Source organism: Halorubrum rarum, assembly GCF_048380895.1.
Classification (GTDB): Archaea; Halobacteriota; Halobacteria; order Halobacteriales; family Haloferacaceae; genus Halorubrum.
Window position 1 is genome coordinate 1 of record NZ_JBLWMN010000031.1, and the last position, 16,867, is coordinate 16,867.

The 16,867-nt window shown below is 68.0% G+C and carries 14 protein-coding genes and 1 other RNA gene; 10 read left to right on the forward strand and 5 right to left on the reverse strand.

The window, feature by feature from the left end; all coding sequences use genetic code 11:
* Positions 1–477: 477 nt before the first annotated feature.
* An RNA gene (gene rnpB, locus ACNSN7_RS15320) (RNase P RNA component) lies at positions 478–836 on the reverse strand.
* Between the two features lie 228 nt (positions 837–1,064).
* Here rnpB and ACNSN7_RS15325 point away from each other — a divergent pair.
* Positions 1,065–1,667, forward strand: a complete 603-nt coding sequence (locus ACNSN7_RS15325) for a TIGR00296 family protein (protein ID WP_418283169.1) — start codon at positions 1,065–1,067, stop codon at positions 1,665–1,667.
* Between the two features lie 25 nt (positions 1,668–1,692).
* On the opposite strand, the gene ACNSN7_RS15330 is transcribed toward ACNSN7_RS15325, so the two are convergent.
* Together ACNSN7_RS15330 and ACNSN7_RS15335 are read right to left on the reverse strand one after the other, a co-directional pair.
* Entirely contained in the window at positions 1,693–2,859 is a 1,167-nt protein-coding gene (locus ACNSN7_RS15330) for a nicotinate phosphoribosyltransferase (RefSeq protein WP_418283170.1), read from the reverse strand.
* 92 nt (positions 2,860–2,951) lie between these two features.
* Positions 2,952–4,577, reverse strand: a complete 1,626-nt coding sequence (locus ACNSN7_RS15335) for an Hvo_1808 family surface protein (RefSeq protein WP_418283171.1) — start codon at positions 4,575–4,577, stop codon at positions 2,952–2,954.
* Between the two features lie 100 nt (positions 4,578–4,677).
* On the opposite strand from ACNSN7_RS15335, the gene ACNSN7_RS15340 reads away from it, so the two are divergent.
* Complete coding sequence (locus ACNSN7_RS15340; protein WP_418283172.1) at positions 4,678–5,259, forward strand: cysteine hydrolase family protein; 582 nt, start codon at positions 4,678–4,680, stop codon at positions 5,257–5,259.
* A 74-nt stretch (positions 5,260–5,333) separates the two neighbouring features.
* On the opposite strand, the gene ACNSN7_RS15345 is transcribed toward ACNSN7_RS15340, so the two are convergent.
* Complete coding sequence (locus tag ACNSN7_RS15345; RefSeq protein WP_418283173.1) at positions 5,334–5,876, reverse strand: DedA family protein; 543 nt, start codon at positions 5,874–5,876, stop codon at positions 5,334–5,336.
* 145 nt (positions 5,877–6,021) lie between these two features.
* Between ACNSN7_RS15345 and ACNSN7_RS15350 the strand changes: the two genes are divergently transcribed.
* From ACNSN7_RS15350 to ACNSN7_RS15375, 6 genes are all read left to right on the forward strand, one after another.
* Positions 6,022–6,546, forward strand: a complete 525-nt coding sequence (locus tag ACNSN7_RS15350; protein WP_418283174.1) for a redoxin domain-containing protein — start codon at positions 6,022–6,024, stop codon at positions 6,544–6,546.
* A gap of 334 nt (positions 6,547–6,880) precedes the next feature.
* On the forward strand, positions 6,881–8,122 hold the full coding sequence (locus ACNSN7_RS15355; protein WP_418283175.1) for a DNA double-strand break repair nuclease NurA: 1,242 nt from the start codon (positions 6,881–6,883) through the stop codon (positions 8,120–8,122).
* A gap of 121 nt (positions 8,123–8,243) precedes the next feature.
* A complete protein-coding gene (locus ACNSN7_RS15360) occupies positions 8,244–9,830 on the forward strand; it encodes a heme-binding protein (protein ID WP_418283176.1) in 1,587 nt (528 codons plus the stop codon).
* 111 nt (positions 9,831–9,941) lie between these two features.
* A complete protein-coding gene (locus ACNSN7_RS15365; RefSeq protein ID WP_418283177.1) occupies positions 9,942–10,406 on the forward strand; it encodes a universal stress protein in 465 nt (154 codons plus the stop codon).
* Between the two features lie 281 nt (positions 10,407–10,687).
* Entirely contained in the window at positions 10,688–13,162 is a 2,475-nt protein-coding gene (locus ACNSN7_RS15370) for an outer membrane protein assembly factor BamB family protein (RefSeq protein ID WP_418283178.1), read from the forward strand.
* A gap of 44 nt (positions 13,163–13,206) precedes the next feature.
* On the forward strand, positions 13,207–13,869 hold the full coding sequence (locus ACNSN7_RS15375; RefSeq protein WP_418283179.1) for a DUF6517 family protein: 663 nt from the start codon (positions 13,207–13,209) through the stop codon (positions 13,867–13,869).
* Positions 13,870–13,889: 20 nt separating this feature from the next.
* On the opposite strand, the gene ACNSN7_RS15380 is transcribed toward ACNSN7_RS15375, so the two are convergent.
* Entirely contained in the window at positions 13,890–14,498 is a 609-nt protein-coding gene (locus ACNSN7_RS15380) for an undecaprenyl diphosphate synthase family protein (protein WP_418283180.1), read from the reverse strand.
* 122 nt (positions 14,499–14,620) lie between these two features.
* Between ACNSN7_RS15380 and ACNSN7_RS15385 the strand changes: the two genes are divergently transcribed.
* Complete coding sequence (locus ACNSN7_RS15385) at positions 14,621–15,967, forward strand: DUF92 domain-containing protein (RefSeq protein WP_418283181.1); 1,347 nt, start codon at positions 14,621–14,623, stop codon at positions 15,965–15,967.
* Complete coding sequence (locus tag ACNSN7_RS15390; RefSeq protein ID WP_418283182.1) at positions 15,968–16,426, forward strand: GNAT family N-acetyltransferase; 459 nt, start codon at positions 15,968–15,970, stop codon at positions 16,424–16,426. It begins immediately after the preceding gene.
* Positions 16,427–16,867: the final 441 nt, after the last annotated feature.

The following is a 16,867-nucleotide window of genomic DNA, read 5'->3' on the forward strand; positions in this document are numbered from 1 at the left end:
CCCTGACGAGGCTGGGGAGGCGTGAGGCGCGGTGCTGTGCGGGGTGGGACTCAAAGGGGCAGCCGCGAGGGCGAAGCCCGCCGCAGCAAGCACCGCACCGGGCTGTGTGGAGAGGGGCGGCGCGCAGCAAGGCGCGCGAGTCGTCGCGGCTGGGGCTTTGCAGGTGTTCACCGCCAATCCGAGCGAGATCGCTTATAAACACCCGCCAGCACCGCCCCAGTTCCACGTATAAACAACCACGTCACCGATCTGATTCACGTACTCCCGTCATCGATCAAGAAGCACCCTTTAGCGATCGGCTGCAACCGGTGATGTCGGTTGCGGATCTTTCAAGCCTGACCTCGATGGGTGGGCAGAATCGTCTCCCTAACTCGGTGAATCTCGTTTTGAAACCGCTTTATACGGCACTGAAGCGTTCGAGAGTACCGATCCGCGGACTACTCGATGAGGCGTCGTCGTCACTCGCTGTGTAGAGCGGACTGAGGGGAGTAAGCCCCCTTCTGTTCGTCCCGACATTCGGCTGAGCGTCCGTGCCGTGGCCGGACTACCTGTGTGGCACGGACTTGCACCGGCGAGGATTCGCCGTTCCATCCGTTCCCGCCCGTCTCCCGTGCGGCGGGTGCCGCGCGGGCAAGCGTGGCGTCGCCACGCCGTCTCCGTCGGTTAACTCCCTTCCCTTGCGGGTCGGTTCGCGGACGTCATCGATCGAGGCGGGGGGTCTCGTTGCTGTTCCAGAGCCAGCCGTCTCCGACTCCGGGCGTGTGCCCGGTCGCCTGTCCGGCCGGTGGGGGGACTTTCCTCATGCCGTACGGCACGGGAGTCGGGCTCCCTCTGTCCGGTCGAACGTCGGCGTCGCCGACGAATAAGGCGTTCGGTCGGGTCCACGATGGATCCGACGTATCCCGTCGTCGGGCGGGCGAGAGGATTCGATCCGTCACACGACGTCGACCATGGTAGGAAGTCCCTACGAACTGTCGAATCCCCCACGTGCTGTCGATTCGAGACCCTCACGAACCTTCACCGATAAGGGAAGCGTTCAAGTCGTCAGCACCAGTAGTAGTTGTATGTCCGAGGCTCAGACCGTTCAGCTTTCCTACGACGACGGGGCCCGAGCGGTTGAACTCGCACGCGAAGCGGTCGAGTCGTTCGTTCGACAGGGACAACGCGAACAGCCCGGCAGCATGCGGGAGGCCTTTTACGCCCGGACGGGCGCGTTCGTCCGTCTCCAGTCGACCCGCGGACGTGGCCGACTTCGGGGCTGTGCGGGCGCGTACAACAGCTCCGATCAGTTGGGTCACGCCATCGTCGAGGCGGCCATCCAGGCGGCCTCCGACAGCTCATGTGGCTCCGAGGTCGAACCCAAAGAGCTCGATAACATCACCGTCTCGGTGTGTATCGTCTCGAACACCGTGTTGACGAACGACCCGCTGGAGGACTTGGAGATCGGCACCCACGGTGTCGCCGTCGACGGCGGCAACGACCACGGCTGGCTGTATCCCACCGTTCCGGTCGAGAACGGCTGGTCCGGCGCGGAGTTCCTCTCGCGCGCCTGCCGGAAGGCGAAGCTCCCGCCGAACGCCTGGCAGGACGACGACACCATGGTGACGCTCATCGAGGGACAGGTGTTCCGAGAGCGCGCGGACGGCGGCGCGGTCGAGGAACTGTAGACGAGACGCCTCGACGGGATTGCGTTCAGTTCTCTGAACCGTATTCGGCCCGCTCCGCGTCCGCCAGTGCCCGCTCAGTCGCGGCGTCCAGATCGAAGAGCGCCTCCGCTCCCTCGACGAGGGCCCCGTCACGAAGCACCGGCTCCATGAGCGACTCGGCACCTTCAGGAGCCGGTCGGTCGGCCAGCCCGACCGCGTGGCCGCCGTCGGCGGTCCGGTACACGTCCTTCGTCCCGGAGAGCTTTCCGCGCTTGGCCGCGGGCGATCCCTCCAGCGAGACGATGTCGAGCGCGAAGTCGACGGGGTCGGCGTTGGAGACGTACCCGCCGACGCCGAAGCCGTCCGCGACGTCTCGAAGCCGACGGAGGTCGTCCGGCCCCAACCCGCCCGAGAGGTACACGTCCACGTCGTCGTGACCCCGGACGTCGAGCTCCCAGCACACCTCACGGACGATGTGTCGGAAATCACCGCGCCGCGACCCGGTGGTGTCGAGCCTGACGCCGTCGATCCGGTCGCCGAGCGTCTCCACGGCCCTGAGTACCTCGTCGCGCTCGTCCGTGTACGTGTCACACAAGGCGATCCGCGGTACCGAGTCGTCGACGGCGTCGTCGAAGGCCCGCCAGGCCGCCTCCTGTTCGCCCTCGCCGAAACAGATCATCAGAGCGTGTGGCATCGTCCCGGACGCCTCCCGTCCGATCAGATCGCCCGCGGCAACGTGCGAGAACCCGTCGAACCCCGCGACGAGCGCCGACCGCTCGACCGCCGCGGTCATCGACGGGTGGACGTGTCGCGCGCCGAACGAGAGGATCTGCGAGTCCGGGGCGGCCACGCGGCAGTCGAGCGCGGCCGTGGCGATCCCCGACGCGTGCGAGAGGAACCCCAGAAGCGAGGTTTCGAGCCGTGCGAACGTCCGATACGGCCCCTCGATTCGCATCACTGGCCCGCCGTCGAACAGCCGCCCCTCCGGAATCGTGTCGACGTCGACGTCGTATCCCTCCAACAGCGCGACTGCGTCCTTCAGACCGGCGAACAGCTCGAACTCGCCGTCGGGAAACTGGTCGGCGGTCACCTCGGTGACGACGTGCGGGTTCCGACCGCTCGCCGCCAGCGTCGTCTCCGTCCGGTCGAAGTACGCGTCGGTCGCCCGCCCGTCACGGATGGCGTCGGCGTCGACGATGTCGAACTCCGTCATGTCCGGACGTTCGCCCTGCTGGAGGGTAAAACCACTCGGGTTGGCCGCGGGGTCGTCGACCCGCTATCACGAACCGATCCGCCGACCCGCTATCACGAACCGATCCGCCGAACCGCCGCCGTCAGGGTGACGAGCAGCGCGACGAGGGCGGTGACGACTCCGAACCCGGGAACCGGGTCGTTCGTCGAGCCGTTCGGGTCGGACGGGTTCGACGGTGCCCACGGATCGTCGCCGTACTCGCCGGGGACGTCGGACGGACTCTCCGGGACGTCTCCGACCTCCGGTTCCGGTTCGTCGAGAACGATGTTCGGCCGCAGTTCGAACACCGACTCGGGTTCGAGCGCGTGGGCGATCGTCACCGTCGTGTCGTTCCGCTCGATCCCGTACGCGCCGCGGAAGTCGCCGTCCGCGACGTGGTAGATACCGTCCTCGCGGTGATCAGCGTCGTGGGCGTCGAGTATCCGCAGGTACGCCTCGTGGAACTCCGCCGCGTCGGCGTCGGTCTCCCACTCGGTCACCCAGACGTAGCCGTCGCGCTCCTCCGCGCCCGCGTCGTTGCGGTACGGGTACAGTTCGTCGTTCGCCCAGCCGGTCGTGGCGGGGTGCGCGTAGTTGTACGTCCGGTAGGGGTGAACGGTGTCGAAGACGTGATCGTACTCCATCACTCCCGCGTCGTACGTCGTCGACTGGTACCACATCGAGACGAAGATCGACGCCTCGCCGGCCGTGTCCGAGCCGTTGATGCCCTGCTCGTCGTACGTCTCCCAACCGCCTACGGCGGTGTCAGTGTACTCGATGGGGACGGGATCGAACGGCTCGCGGTGGATCGTCTCGCGAGTCGTCTTCGGCGGGTCGGCCATCAGGTCGTCGACCGCCTCCCACCCGTCGGCCTCGATCAGCTCGTCGACGTACGGTGCACCGTCCGAGTACGGCTGGAACACGGTGAAGAACACGCCGAGGTTCGGGTCCGTGGTCCCGGCGTCACCGCCCCCGCTCTCGGACGGCTCGTCGAGACATGTCCACTCGCCCTCGCAGCGTTCGGCGTACACCTCCTCAATGTAGACGACCTCTCCCTCGACGATCCCGTTGACGCCGAGGTCGGCGTCCTGTGTGGCCCCGCTGTATCGCGGATCGCTCAAGTCGTCGTACTGGTCCTGCATCGCGTGTCCGAGCTCGTGTAACAGCGTTGTCGGGGAGATGCTCACGGACTCCGTGTCGTCGACGACGATGGTGATCCGGCCGTCAGCCGGCGAGTAGAACCCGGCGACTGCGCCGGAGAACACGTCGTTGATGACCTCTCCGCTCGAGTCGTCCTCGCCGATCACGAACAGCGCCTTCCACACTTGGTCGTTCCAGCGGTCGAACTCGGGGTCCGACTCGCGGTCCGCCCGATCCGCGGTGAACTCCTCGCGAGTCATGACCTCGACGGGAACCGTCGATTCGAAGGGGCGCTCGCGGATCGCCTCAACGCGGGCCATTTGGTGGGAGATGAGCAGTTCGAGTTGCTCGTCGCTCAGATCGTCCGCCCCGTCGAGGGGGATCCCGAGATCGTCCTCCGGGTGGTCCCCGTGGTGGACGCCGTTCCAGCAGCCGACGGCCTCGGTGGTCACGTCGGCGTCGCACTCGGCCGGATCCGCGATCGATGCGTCCGCGGCGACGACGCCGACCGAGAGCGCGACGGCGGTGACCACGACTGCGAGGACGAGTACCCGTCGCATACCATCCCGTTACGAGTGACTGCGTAAGTAGCTTGCCGGTGGATCGGCTCCGTCCCGGCGGCGATCCGGCTTTTTGGGTCAGGAAACCGTACACCCACGCATGCCACTCGATCCGACGGACACTGCGGTGATCGTCGTTGACATGCAGAACGGGTTCTGTCACCCGGACGGGAGTCTCTACGCCGATCCGAGCGAGGCCGCCGTCGCTCCCGTGACCGAACTCGTCGACCGTGCACGCGACGCCGGCGCGCGGATCGTGTACACGCGGGACGTGCATCCGCCCGAGCAGTTCGAGGACACCCACTACTACGACGAGTTCGACCGGTGGGGCGAACACGTCGTCGAGGGCTCGTGGGACGCGGCGCTGCTCGATGATCTGGACGTACGCGACACCGACCACGTCGTGGAGAAACACACGTACGACGCCTTCTACCGCACCGATCTGGAGGGGTATCTGGACGCACGCGGCGTCGACGACCTGTTGATCTGCGGGACGCTCGCGAACGTCTGCGTGTTGCACACGGCGGGAAGCGCCGGCTTGCGCGACTACCGTCCGGTCGTCGTCGAGGACGCGCTCGGCTACATCACCGACGAGCACAAATCGTACGCGGTCGAGCACGCCGACTGGCTGTTCGGTGAGACGACGACGCTTGCGGACGTGCTCTTCGAGTCGTCGACGTAGGGTCGCCGGACCGAACGTTCACCTCCCCGATTCACCTCCCCGATCACTGTTCACCCGCTCGCTCGCGTGACCGTTCACGCGACGGCGAACAATCCGTTCGCCTCGACGCCGGCGAGGAACCGGACGGCACGCTCGATCCCGACCGCGACCGCGACGAGCGCGCCGGTGTACGTGACCGACCCGACGAGTGAGGCGGCCGCGAACCGCGTCGTCGAGACCGATGAGGTCGCCGTCGGAAGCGCGAGCCAGCCGCGAGTCCCGGGGAGCGCGTTCGTCACCGCGACGGCCGGCAGTCCCCACCGATCGAACCACCGGTTCGCGCCGTTGAGGCGGTCATCGCTGACCGGGACGATATCGAGTTCCGTCGGGTCAAGACCGTAGTGTCGGACCGAGACGAAGAGGACGCACTGGCCGATCGTCGCGCCGACGATCGCGGCGGCAGCGACCGGGAGGAACGCGAACGCGTCCGACCCGGCCGCCAACACGACCGCGACGAACAGCGTCCGCGTCGGGATGAGCTTACCCACCAACGCTCCCTCGAGCACGAATACGAAGAGGAGGACGACGACCCCGTAGGTGTTGACCAGATCGAGGGCGGCGGGGATCAGAGCGTCCATTACGGATCACCGTACGTCGTCATCGGTTAAAACTCTTGTAGGGTGGGTGACGTTCTCGTGGGTATCCTGGTGGCGAACCGCTCGTCGAGTCGGCTCGTCCGGCGGCGACGAGCCGATTTAAGTGTCCGCCGGATCGACCGGAGCCATGATCGACGTCGGCGTCACAGCCCCCGACTTCATCGCGCCGGCCGTCTCCGAGGGGACGGGCGTGGAACTGGAACTGTATCGGCTCGTGGAGAACCACCGTGCCGTCGTGCTCTCGTTTGCGCCCGCGACGTTCGTCCCCACCTGTACCGCCGAGTTCGTCGCCCTTCGGGACGCCGGCTGGGCCGACGAGCCGGGCCTCGCGGTCGTCGCGGTGACCGGTGACTCGCTCTTCGCCGGGTTCGCGTACGCGGACCGGTTCGATCTCCCGTTCCCCGTCGTCTCCGACTTCCACGGCGGGATCGCGGAGTCGTACGATCTGCTCGTGGACTCGTGGGAGGGGCACTCGGAGATCCCGCGACGCGCGACGGTCGTCGTCGACGACGACTGGACCGTGCGGGTCGCGGCGGCGACGGCGGACGCGCTCGACCGGGCCGATCCGGTGCCAGCGGCGTCAGCGACGACAACGCTGCGGGAGTTAGGGTTCGACGTCGACGAGCCGCGTGTGGCGTACGACGACTTTTAAGGGGCTGGTGGGGTGATTTAAGAGGCGGGTGGGACGACTCGCTCGTCGGACCTCGAAACTCAACACTCGAAACCCGGAGTGAGGCCTCCCTCGTCGTCGCGTCCCGTTCGGATCCCGCCCCGCAACGGCAACCGCAGCCTCGGCCCTCCCCAGCCTCGTCGGTCGGCCGTCGCCGGAACACTCGGCGACGGCCGACCGACTCCCTCGCGCGCGTCAGCCTCGCGCGCGCCACACAAAGAAAGAGCCTATCACTAGAAAGATACTCCAGAAAGAGTCTATGGCGGGCCGAGACCCACCCGACCGATTTTTAGGCACTGCACGCGCCCGGATACGTGTGACGCTCGACCCTATCCACGTCGAGAACATCGCACAACTCGCATACGGCATCGCGAGCGACGTGGACACGACGGACCACGACGACCTCGCGGAGCAGGTGTTCGAAGGCTGGCTCCCCGAGCTTCGCCGCGACGGGCGGGTCGTCGTCGAACCCGTCGGCGACCACGAGCGTCGACGCGCCGACATCGACGCGGTCGCGCTCGCAGAGCGCCCGTTCGAGACGGTCCACGGGCTCGACTCCGGGACGATCAATCCGACGACGTTCAAGAACGGGCTCGTCGTCGACGTCGCCCACGCGGCCATGGCGGCGGAGCCGACCGACCTCGAACTCCACCGCGCCCGAACGATCGTCGCGACGGTCCACGCGGGCGACACGACGAGCGACTTCGACGACGACTGGCGCGAGCGCGACGAGGGATACACCCGCCAACGCGTGCTCCACGCACCGCGAGTGAACCGGTACGCCGAGGGGGTCGTCCACGCGCTCGCGCTGTACCTCGCCGAGGGATCACACGCGATCGAACACGCCGACCGAGTGAGCGATCTGCTCGTGCTCGACGGGCCCATCTACCCCAAGGAGCTGTTCACGTGGGAGGATCGGGACCCCGAACTCGGAACGCTCGCGCGCGAGGCGAAGCCCCGTGCGGTCGTCGAGAACTACGTGCGGCTCGTCGAGCGGTTCGTCGAGCGCGACGTCCCGCTCGCGGGATTCGTGAAGAACCCCTCCAGCCGGACGATCGTCCGAACGCTGTCGCGGGCGGGGTTCGAGCCGCCGTGGCCCGACGACACCGCCCTCTTTACCGCCCTGTTGGAGCGGTACGCCGACGGCGAACGGGTCGACGACGAACTGACGTTCACGACGTGGTTTCACAGCCGCGGCGGCCCGGACCGCCGGATGGCGGCCGACGCCGACGCGCTCGGGATCGACAGACTGCTCGCCCCCGAGCTGTACGAGCCGACGTTCTTCGTGCTGTATGACCCCCGGACGGACGTGACCTACAAGCTGGAGGCTCCGTACGCGTTCACCCGGGATCCGGGGACGCGCGAGCGACTCGTCCGGCAGACGCTCTCGGACGTCGCGACGACGCGCGGCCCGCCCGAGGCGGTGGGGAAGGCCGACGAACTCGCGCGGATCAACGCGAGCGAGACGGCCGCGCTCCGCCGGAAGTTCGAGGAGCGGTTCGACAGCGACCGCCAGACCACCTACGACGACCGGCGGTGGGGAAAGGAACCGTACTGACCGCCGTCCACGGTCGGAGGCGACCGCGTCGATCGAACGTGCCACCGGGAGTGCGTGCCGATCCGGGAACGAGGGCGCGCCGATCCGGGAACGACTAAGTTCCGGCGACCCAAGCGAGCGTATGGTCGAGGCTCCAGAGACCGACGAGGGCTGGTTCGCGCTTCACGACTTCCGGTCGATCGACTGGGACGCGTGGCGGGCCGCCCCCGAACACGAACGAACGCGGGCGATCGAGGAGGGTCGGTCGTACCTGAACCATCGAGAGCTGGTCGCGGACGCCGACGCGGGCGACTCCGCCGTCTTCTCCGTACTCGGGCACAAAGCGGATCTTCTCGTCGTCCACTTCCGGCCGACGCTCGATGACCTCTCCGCCATCGAACGCGGGTTCGAGGACACCGCTCTCGCCGAGTTCACGACGCAAGAACACTCCTACGTCTCCGTAACCGAGGTGTCGGGATACGTCTCCGACGACTACTTCGCCGGCAACGAGGCGGACGTCGACGAGGGGCTCCGCCGCTACATCGAGGGGAAGCTGAAACCGGAGATCCCCGACGACGAGTACGTCTGTTTCTACCCGATGAGCAAGCGACGTGGCGAGGAGTACAACTGGTACGACCTCTCCTTCGAGGACCGCGCCGACCTCATGGCCGGTCACGGGAAGACGGGCAAGCAGTACGCCGGGCGGATCAAACAGGTGATCGCCTCCTCGGTCGGCTTCGACGACCACGAGTGGGGCGTCACGCTGTTCGGGGCGGATCCGACCGACATCAAGGACATCGTCTACGAGATGCGATTCGACGAAGCGACCTCGCGGTACGGGGAGTTCGGGAGTTTCTACGTCGGCCGCCGGTTCCCGTCCGAGGACCTGGGCGCGTACCTCGCGGGCGAGAAGGTCCCGACCGCCGCACACGGCGCGCCCGATCGCGGCCACGACGACGCGAGCCATCACCACGGCGAGGATGCCGGTCATCATCACGGCGAGGGCGCTCATGGCGGCTCCGCCCACGGCGAGGGCGCTCATAGCGGCTCCGCCCACGGCGACCACCCGCACGGCGAGGAGGACGCCGGCGCGACCGGCGATCACCCGCACGGGGACGCGGGAGACGGATCGGATGACGTCGCCGACTCCGATATCCGCGGCGAGCTCGCCGATCTCGACATCTACGCCGGCAAGCCACACGGGGAGGACGTGTACGCGACCGTCCTCTACAGCGAGGCCGACGTCGACGAGCTGTTCGACGAGGTCGAGGGGCTCCGAGGGAACTTCGACCACTACGGCACCCACGTCAAAACCGCGGTCTACGACGGTCGCAAGACGGAGCGTGCCGCGGTCGTCTCGGTCTGGGACACCGCCTCCGCCGCCGAGACCGCGGCGGGCTTCCTCTCGGAGCTCCCGGGGATCGTCGCTCGCGCGGGTGAGGAGTCCGGATTCGGGACGATGGGGATGTTCTACACGACGAAGCCCGAACACCGGGACGACTTCGTCGAGACGTTCGACGACGTCGGGGAACTGCTCGCGGCGATGGACGGTCACGAGGAGACCGACCTGATGGTCAACGTCGAGAACGACGACGACATGTTCATCGCGAGCCAGTGGCGCTCCAAGGAGGACGCGATGGCGTTCTTCCGTTCCGAGGAGTTCGGCGAGACGATACGGTTCGGTCGCGAGGTCCTCGCGGACCGCCCGCGGCACGTGTTCTTAGCTTGACGCCCTCTTCGGCCCGCTCCGCCTGGAGACACGTCGAGTCCCGTTCGCCACCCTCACCGGCCTCATCACCTATCGGCCGCTTTTAAGTTCACGGTGAGCGAACCGCGAGACATGTTCGACACGATCGTGATCGCGACGGACGGTTCCGACAGCGTCCAACGGGCCGTCGACGTCGCGCTCGACGTGGCCGCACGCTTCGACGCCTCGGTCCACGCGCTGTACGTCATCGACGCCGGAGAAGTGGAGTCGTCGCCGGACGAGGTCCGGACGGACCTTCGAAACGCGCTCGACAGTCAGGGAGAGGTGGCGCTCGATGCCATCGCTCGCGCCGCGACCGCGATCGATCCCGAACTCGACGTCACGACGGAGATCAGGGAGGGGCGACCCGCAGCAGAGATCTCGGAGTACGCCCGCGAGGTCGACGCCGACGTCGTCGTCACCGGGACGCGCGGTCGACACGGAGAGAATCGCTTTCTCATCGGCTCCGTCGCCGAGCGCGTCGTCCGAACCTGTCCGGTTCCCGTGTTGACGGTTCGACAACTGACCGGCGAGGACCCGCGTCGGACGACGATCTGACCCCCGATCGCTCGTTCGACGTTGTCCGCCAACCGCTCGCGGCGGAGCGACGTCGTGAACGGACGTCAGCCGTTCGGTCGTCGGGGTCGGTCGGCCGTTCGGTCGTCGGGGTCGGTCGGCCATTTGGTCGTCGGGGTCGGTCGGCCGTTCGACTGTGGGGACCGATCGGGCCTTCCGCTGTGACGGCCGGTCAGCCATTCTTATGTATACTGGTTGTCTGGATCGGCGCATGAACGGGGCCGGCGGGATCGAATCCGCCTTCCGGGAGTCGTGTTCGAAGCATGTCTGAGAACTCCATCGGTCGGCGCACGCTGCTGCGTGCCTGTGGAACCGCCGTCGCGGGAGCGTGGGTTGCTCCGTCGAGCGCGACTGCACAGCCCGCGGAGACACCCACGGTGTACGTCGGATCCGACGACGGATCGCTGTACGCCGTCGACGCGACCGACGGGACGATCGTCTGGCGGTTCACCGAACCGGGCGACGAGGTTCCCAGTTCGCCGACCGTCGTGAGCGGCGTGACGTACGTCGGGTCGATCGACGGGACGCTGTACGCGGTCGACGCCGAAACCGGCGAGGAGGTGTGGCGGTTCGACGCGGCCGGACCCGTGATCTCCTCGCCGACCGTCGTCGGCGGGACGGTGTACGTCGGCAGCAGGGAGGCGATTGTCTACGCCATCGCTGCCGACACCGGCGACGTACAGTGGACGGCGACGGAGCCGGCGGCTCCGTTCAACGGGTCCCCGGCAGTCGTAGGTGGAAGGGTGTACATCGGCTCCGACGACGGCGTTCTCTACGGTATCGACGCCGATACGGGGGACACCGAATGGATGTTCATGGAGCCGGACGACGGCATCTCCGCGTCGCCGACGGTCGCGGACGGGACCGTGTACGTCCCCTCGTTCGACGAGCGACTGTATGCAGTGGACGCCGCGACCGGCGACGCGGAGTGGACCCACGACCTCCCGAGCCTCGCGTTCTCCTCCCCGACGATCGTCGACGGGACGGTCCACGTCGGCGTCGTCGGTGGCGGAGCCGGATTGCGTGCGGTCGACGCCGCCACGGGCGACGAGCGCTGGACGTTTACGGGTGCCCCCGGCGTCGTCTCCTCTCCGACGGTCGCCGACGGGACGGTGTACGTCGGCTCGCTCGACGAGACCGTCTACGCGCTTGACGCCGTGACCGGCGAGGTGGTGTGGGCGTTCGATGGGCCGGCCGACCAGGTGAACGGTTCGCCGACCGTGTTCGCCGGGTCCGTCTACGTCGGCTCCGACGCGGGAACGTTGTACGCGCTCGACGCCGACTCGGGGGACCGACAGTGGGCGTTCACCGAGCCGAGCAACGCGCTCTTCTCCTCGCCGACGGTCGTTTCGGACCCGGTCGGCGGACACAGTGTCGGCACTCGCGTCGCGCTCGGAACGCTCGGGCATCACCACGAGTGGGCCGGAACGGTGCCGCCTGAGGAGACTTCGGATGACCCGTCGGAGACGGACGACGGCACCGACGACGAGGGCGATGCCACCTCCGGGATCGGCGACACCCCGAACGGAACCGGCGGATCGATGCTTTCGAGCGAACTCCTGCTTGCTGTCGGCGGCGGCGCAGTTCTGTTCGGCGGATACGCGCTGGCCCGTCGGCGTGGATCGGGCAGCGGGGCGATCACGATCGACGCGTCCGACGATACGGGTTCGTCTCCCTCGCGCCCCGCGACGGAGAGTCCGGACCCCGATTCGACGGGAGCACAGCACGGCTCCGAGGACGGGTTCGATGACGACAGCGGAGAGACGGCGTCGACGGCGACCGCTTCGGCGGAGCCGGGCGTCGAAACGGGAACGGCGTCCGACTCGGTCGATGACGGCGGACACACGACCGGGCAGATCACGGCCGCCGAAACCGAAGCGGGAACCGTCGCCGAGACCGGCGATGGCGAGCCCGACCTCGCCGAAGCAGGCGGCGACGACCGACCCGACCTCGCCGAGATCGAATCGGCGATCTCGGGTCTCTCAGGCGTGACATTCGTTGACCGGATCGGTCCGCTCGTCGTCGCCGAGGCGGCGTTCGCGGACGCCGACGCGGACAGCGTTCGACTGCTGACGCCCGCGGAGCCGCTCGACGACGCGGCGACCGATCGGTTCGCCGAGGTCGTGACCGACTGGGGTGGCGTGAGCCACTACGACGGGATCGTCACCGTGTACGACCACGGCGTGGAGCCGCAGCCGTGGGCCGTCACCGACACGCCTCCGGACCCGAACCGACCGACCCTCGCGTCGCTCGTGGCGGCGGGCAACGCCTCGCTCGAGGACCGGCTTCGGCCGGTGTTGGACGCCGCCGAGGCGTTGCGACAGGCGGGTCGCTACACCGTCCGCCACTACTACCTCTCGCCGGACGCCGTCCCGGTGGCGGAGACGGCGGACGGCGTCCGAGGGACCGTCGACCTGTGGGGGCTTCCGGACGCGGTCGAGGGGCCCGGCGGGGGAACCCGTACCGAGTCGCCGTACGCGGCTCCGGAACAGCGTCCGGACTCGTCGGAACCGCTCTGGCGGAGCAAACCCGACCTCTTCGCGCTCGGCGGGATCGCCTACTACGCGGCGACCGGTGAGCCGCCATCCGGACCGGACCCCACTCCGCCGAGCGAACATGCCGACGTTCCGGACGGCTTCGACCGAGTGATCTCCCGCGGGATGAGCGCCGATCCCGACGAGCGTCACGACTCGATCGCGTCGTTCCAGCGTGCGCTCAACGCCGCCGTGTTCGATTGAGGGAGTACGAACTGATATATGGATGGAGTTATATTTGAGGAAACATGACGGGGAGACGGGAGTTTATTACCGGCACGGGAGTCGTGGCAATCGTTTCGCTTGCCGGCTGTGCGGACGCGCGCGAGTTGGCGACTGACGAGGAGATCGAACGATCGGCCGATCCGTCCGAACCGGACGATAGGACCGTGGACGAGACGGGGTACGAGCAGGTCCGAAGCGAAACGGTCGTCATCGAGGAGGAGTTCGACGTTGCCGGACAGCACCGCGAGTTCACGGCGAACACCGAGGTTCGGGCGTATCTCAACGAGCTCGAAGTCGAGCTCGATGGCGACGCACAATCGGTGTTCGCCGTCGTCAGCACGCCGGGCGTCTCCGCGGCCGGCCAGCAGCTGAGCCCGCTCGCGCGGATGGACGAGACGGAGCTGATCGAGGAGGCGCGCGGCGAGTTGAGCACCGAGATCGCGGGCGAGATTCGAGATCCCCGAAAGATCGAGGAGATCGAACACTCGATCTACGGCGGCACCGTGGACGTCAGCGTGTACGAGTCCACGCTGCTGTTCGACGACGGGCGAGAGCTCGACGGCTACGTCCACGTCGCCATCGTCGAGCGTGGCGATGACGTCGTCCTCGTCACTGGCGTGTATCCCGCGGCGGTGGCCGACGAAGAACGCGCGAACATGCGCGCGCTGTTCGAGTCGCTCGATTGAGCTCACGGCGGGCGGCCGTCTCAGCGACCGAACCGCCGCTGCCGGTCCTGGAAGTCGAGCAGCGCGCGCAGGTAGTCGCGCTTCCGGAAGTCCCGCCAGTTCACGTCGGTGAAGTACAGCTCCGCGTACACCGACTGCCAGATGGCGAAATCGGAGAGTCGCTCGGCACCGGTTTTGATCACGAGATCCGGCTCCGCAGGGAACACGAGCCGATCCGCGACGTGCTCCTCGTCGATGTGTTCCGGGTCGAGTTCGCCGGCGTCGACGGCAGCGGCGATATCGCGGACCGCCTCGGCGAACTCCGCTTTACCGCCCAGCCCGACGTTCACCCGTATCGGTGCGTCGGTCGGATCGGTGTCTCCGGGGGTTCGGACGGCGATCGGTTCCGGGGCGTCGAGCCCCTGAAACTCGCGGGTGAGCGTTCCGATCACGGACTCGTCGAGCACGGAGACGGAGACGGTCACCTGCTCTGCACCGTGATCGAACGCCCACCGGAGCGAGGCCGACAGCGTGTCGTACGCCCCGTCGGCGAGCAGGTCTCGCTCGGTGATCACGATCGCGACGTGCTCCGGCGGATCGCCGTCGTGCAGTCGATGGCGGACGCCGAGGTACGCGTCGTAGAGTCCCACGAGCCGTTGGTCCGAGCGGAGTACTTAAAAAGGCCATGGCGGCGATCGCGTCACGCCGTCGGGACGTGGTCCGACGGATCGGTGTCGGGACCGTTAAGTGGTCGTCGGAGGTACGCAGGTGTGTGAATCGGAGGCTCCGACGGGCGAGCGTGTTCGCCGCGGTGGCCGCGCTCGCGGTTATCACACCCGTGCTCGGGGAGGCGGCCGTCGTCCCGTACCTCGTCGTCGCCGGAGCCGTCTTCTTCGGGCTCCGCGAGGGGCCGTGGTTCGAGACGCTCGCGCTCCCCGGCGACCGGGACGACGGGCGACTGTACGGGATCGTTGCGTTCACGCTCGCGATAGGCGGTCTCGCGCTGTTCGCCTCCGTCCCGCGCGAGCCGCTCCCGTACGGGGCGTTCGCCGCCGCCGCGCTCGCGGTCGGCGCGGGGCGATTCGGTCGCGAACTCGTCCGTCGCCGGTCCGACGCGGAGTTCCCGCTCGTGACCGGCTACCTCGTCGTCGGTGCGACCGCCGCCGTCATCGGTCAGCTCCTCGTCGCCGTCCAGCTCGCGCCGACGATCGTCGGCGGGGACGGGTTCGAGAGCCTCGTGGCCGGCCTCCCGTCGTTCGTCTTCCTCGCGTCGGTGGCGGTGTTGACGGCCGCGCTCGTCCGCTCGCTGGTGTACGACCGAGACGCCCACATCACCGTCGTCATCGTCGCGTTCGTGACGTGGGCGTTCACCGCGCTGGACCCGACCGTGACCGTCGTCGGGATCGCCGGGGCGCTCGCGGTGACGGTCGCGCTCGGCTACGTCTCGTACGCCCTCGGTACCGCCTCCGTGCCCGGAATGTTGACCGGCGTGTTGCTCTCGCTTCTGGCGGTCGTGCTCGGCGGCGTCGGTTGGTTCCTCACGCTGATCGCGTTCTACGCCGTCGGCGGACTCGCCTCGAAGTATCGCTTCGACGAGAAGACCGAACGGGGGGTCGCACAGGAGAACCAGGGCGCTCGGGGCACGGGGAACGTGCTGGCGAACTCGGCGGTTGCGCTCGTCGCGCTCGTCGGCTACGCGGCGACCGATCACGTCGACGTCCCGGCGGCGCTGTTCGGGTTCGCGTTCGCCGGGGCGATCGCGACCGCGCTCGCCGACACGCTCTCCTCGGAGATCGGCGGCCTGTACGACGGCCCGCGGCTGATCACGACCCTCAAACCGGTTGATCCCGGCACCGACGGAGCCGTGACGTGGCAGGGGGAGGTCGCCGGGGTCGTCGGTGGGCTCGTCGTCGCCGCCATCGCCGCCGTCGGAATGCCGCTCGGCGACCCGGCGGTCGCCGGCGCGATAGTCGTCGCCGCCGGCGTCGTCGGGATGACCGCCGACAGCCTGCTCGGCGCGCTGATCGAGGGCGACCGGATCGGGAACCAGGCGGTGAACTTCCTCGCGACGCTGTCCGGCGCGATCGCCGCGATCGCGATCGCAGCGGTGGTGATGTAAGTGGCGGGCGACGACCGCGACGCGGAGCCGAGTCGGACGCGTCACCCCGATCCGCGGGTGCGGGCGGCGCGCCCGACCGACGCCGACCGGGTCCGCGAGCTCCAGGCGTTCCTTCGGCAGCCGAGTCCGGACCTGCTCGAGTACGGGCTCGCGGTCGGTGCGGCGCTCGTCAGCGTCGCCGGCGACCGCGTCGTCGGCTATCTGCTTCCCGTCGACGGTCCGGACCGACCAGGCACCCATCTCGCGGAACTCGTCGTCGATCCCGAGTTCCGTCGCGAGGGTCGCGCTCGCGGACTGCTGTGGGCTGCCGTCGACGACGCCGACGGCCCCGTGACGCTGCAGGCACATCCCGACAACGACGGTGCGCTCGCGCTCTACGACGAGTTCGGGTTCGAAGCGGTCGGTCGGCGAGCGGGCGCGTACGACGACGGCGACGCGGTCGTGTTGCGGCGGGACTGAGAGGGAGGCTCCGTTGAGATCCTGTTCTTTAGACATAACACAGCATGAAACAGACGATGTTTGAACGTGCTTCGTGATCGATAACGGGAGTACGTGAATCAGACCGGTGGCGCGGGTGTTTATACGTGGAACTGGGGTGTTGCTGGTGGGTGTTTATAAGTGGTCGACGACTCTGCGATGAACACCTGCAAAGCCCCAGCCGCTCGCTTATAAGCGGTCTTCCTCGGATCGACGGTAAACACCTGCAAAGCCCCAGCTGCTCCCTTATAAGCGGTCTTACTCGGATCGACGGTAAACACCTGCAAAGCCCCAGCCGCGACGGCTCGCGCGCCTTGCTGCGCGCCTCGCTCAGTCGCTGTCGCTTCCTCGCTGCGGTGCTTACTGCGGCGGGCTTCGCCCTCGCGGCTGCCCCTTTGAGTCCCACCCCGCACAGCACCGCGA

Bases quoted from the DNA above. Each gene is read 5' to 3' on its own strand.
- ACNSN7_RS15325 (WP_418283169.1), top strand. From the start codon at position 1,065: ATGTCCGAGGCTCAGACCGTTCAGCTTTCCTACGACGACGGGGCCCGA.
- ACNSN7_RS15340 (WP_418283172.1), top strand. From the start codon at position 4,678: ATGCCACTCGATCCGACGGACACTGCGGTGATCGTCGTTGACATGCAG.
- ACNSN7_RS15330 (WP_418283170.1), bottom strand. From the start codon at position 2,859: ATGACGGAGTTCGACATCGTCGACGCCGACGCCATCCGTGACGGGCGG.
- ACNSN7_RS15365 (WP_418283177.1), top strand. From the start codon at position 9,942: ATGTTCGACACGATCGTGATCGCGACGGACGGTTCCGACAGCGTCCAA.
- ACNSN7_RS15375 (WP_418283179.1), top strand. From the start codon at position 13,207: ATGACGGGGAGACGGGAGTTTATTACCGGCACGGGAGTCGTGGCAATC.
- ACNSN7_RS15370 (WP_418283178.1), top strand. From the start codon at position 10,688: ATGTCTGAGAACTCCATCGGTCGGCGCACGCTGCTGCGTGCCTGTGGA.
- ACNSN7_RS15360 (WP_418283176.1), top strand. From the start codon at position 8,244: ATGGTCGAGGCTCCAGAGACCGACGAGGGCTGGTTCGCGCTTCACGAC.
- ACNSN7_RS15345 (WP_418283173.1), bottom strand. From the start codon at position 5,876: ATGGACGCTCTGATCCCCGCCGCCCTCGATCTGGTCAACACCTACGGG.
- ACNSN7_RS15335 (WP_418283171.1), bottom strand. From the start codon at position 4,577: ATGCGACGGGTACTCGTCCTCGCAGTCGTGGTCACCGCCGTCGCGCTC.
- ACNSN7_RS15350 (WP_418283174.1), top strand. From the start codon at position 6,022: ATGATCGACGTCGGCGTCACAGCCCCCGACTTCATCGCGCCGGCCGTC.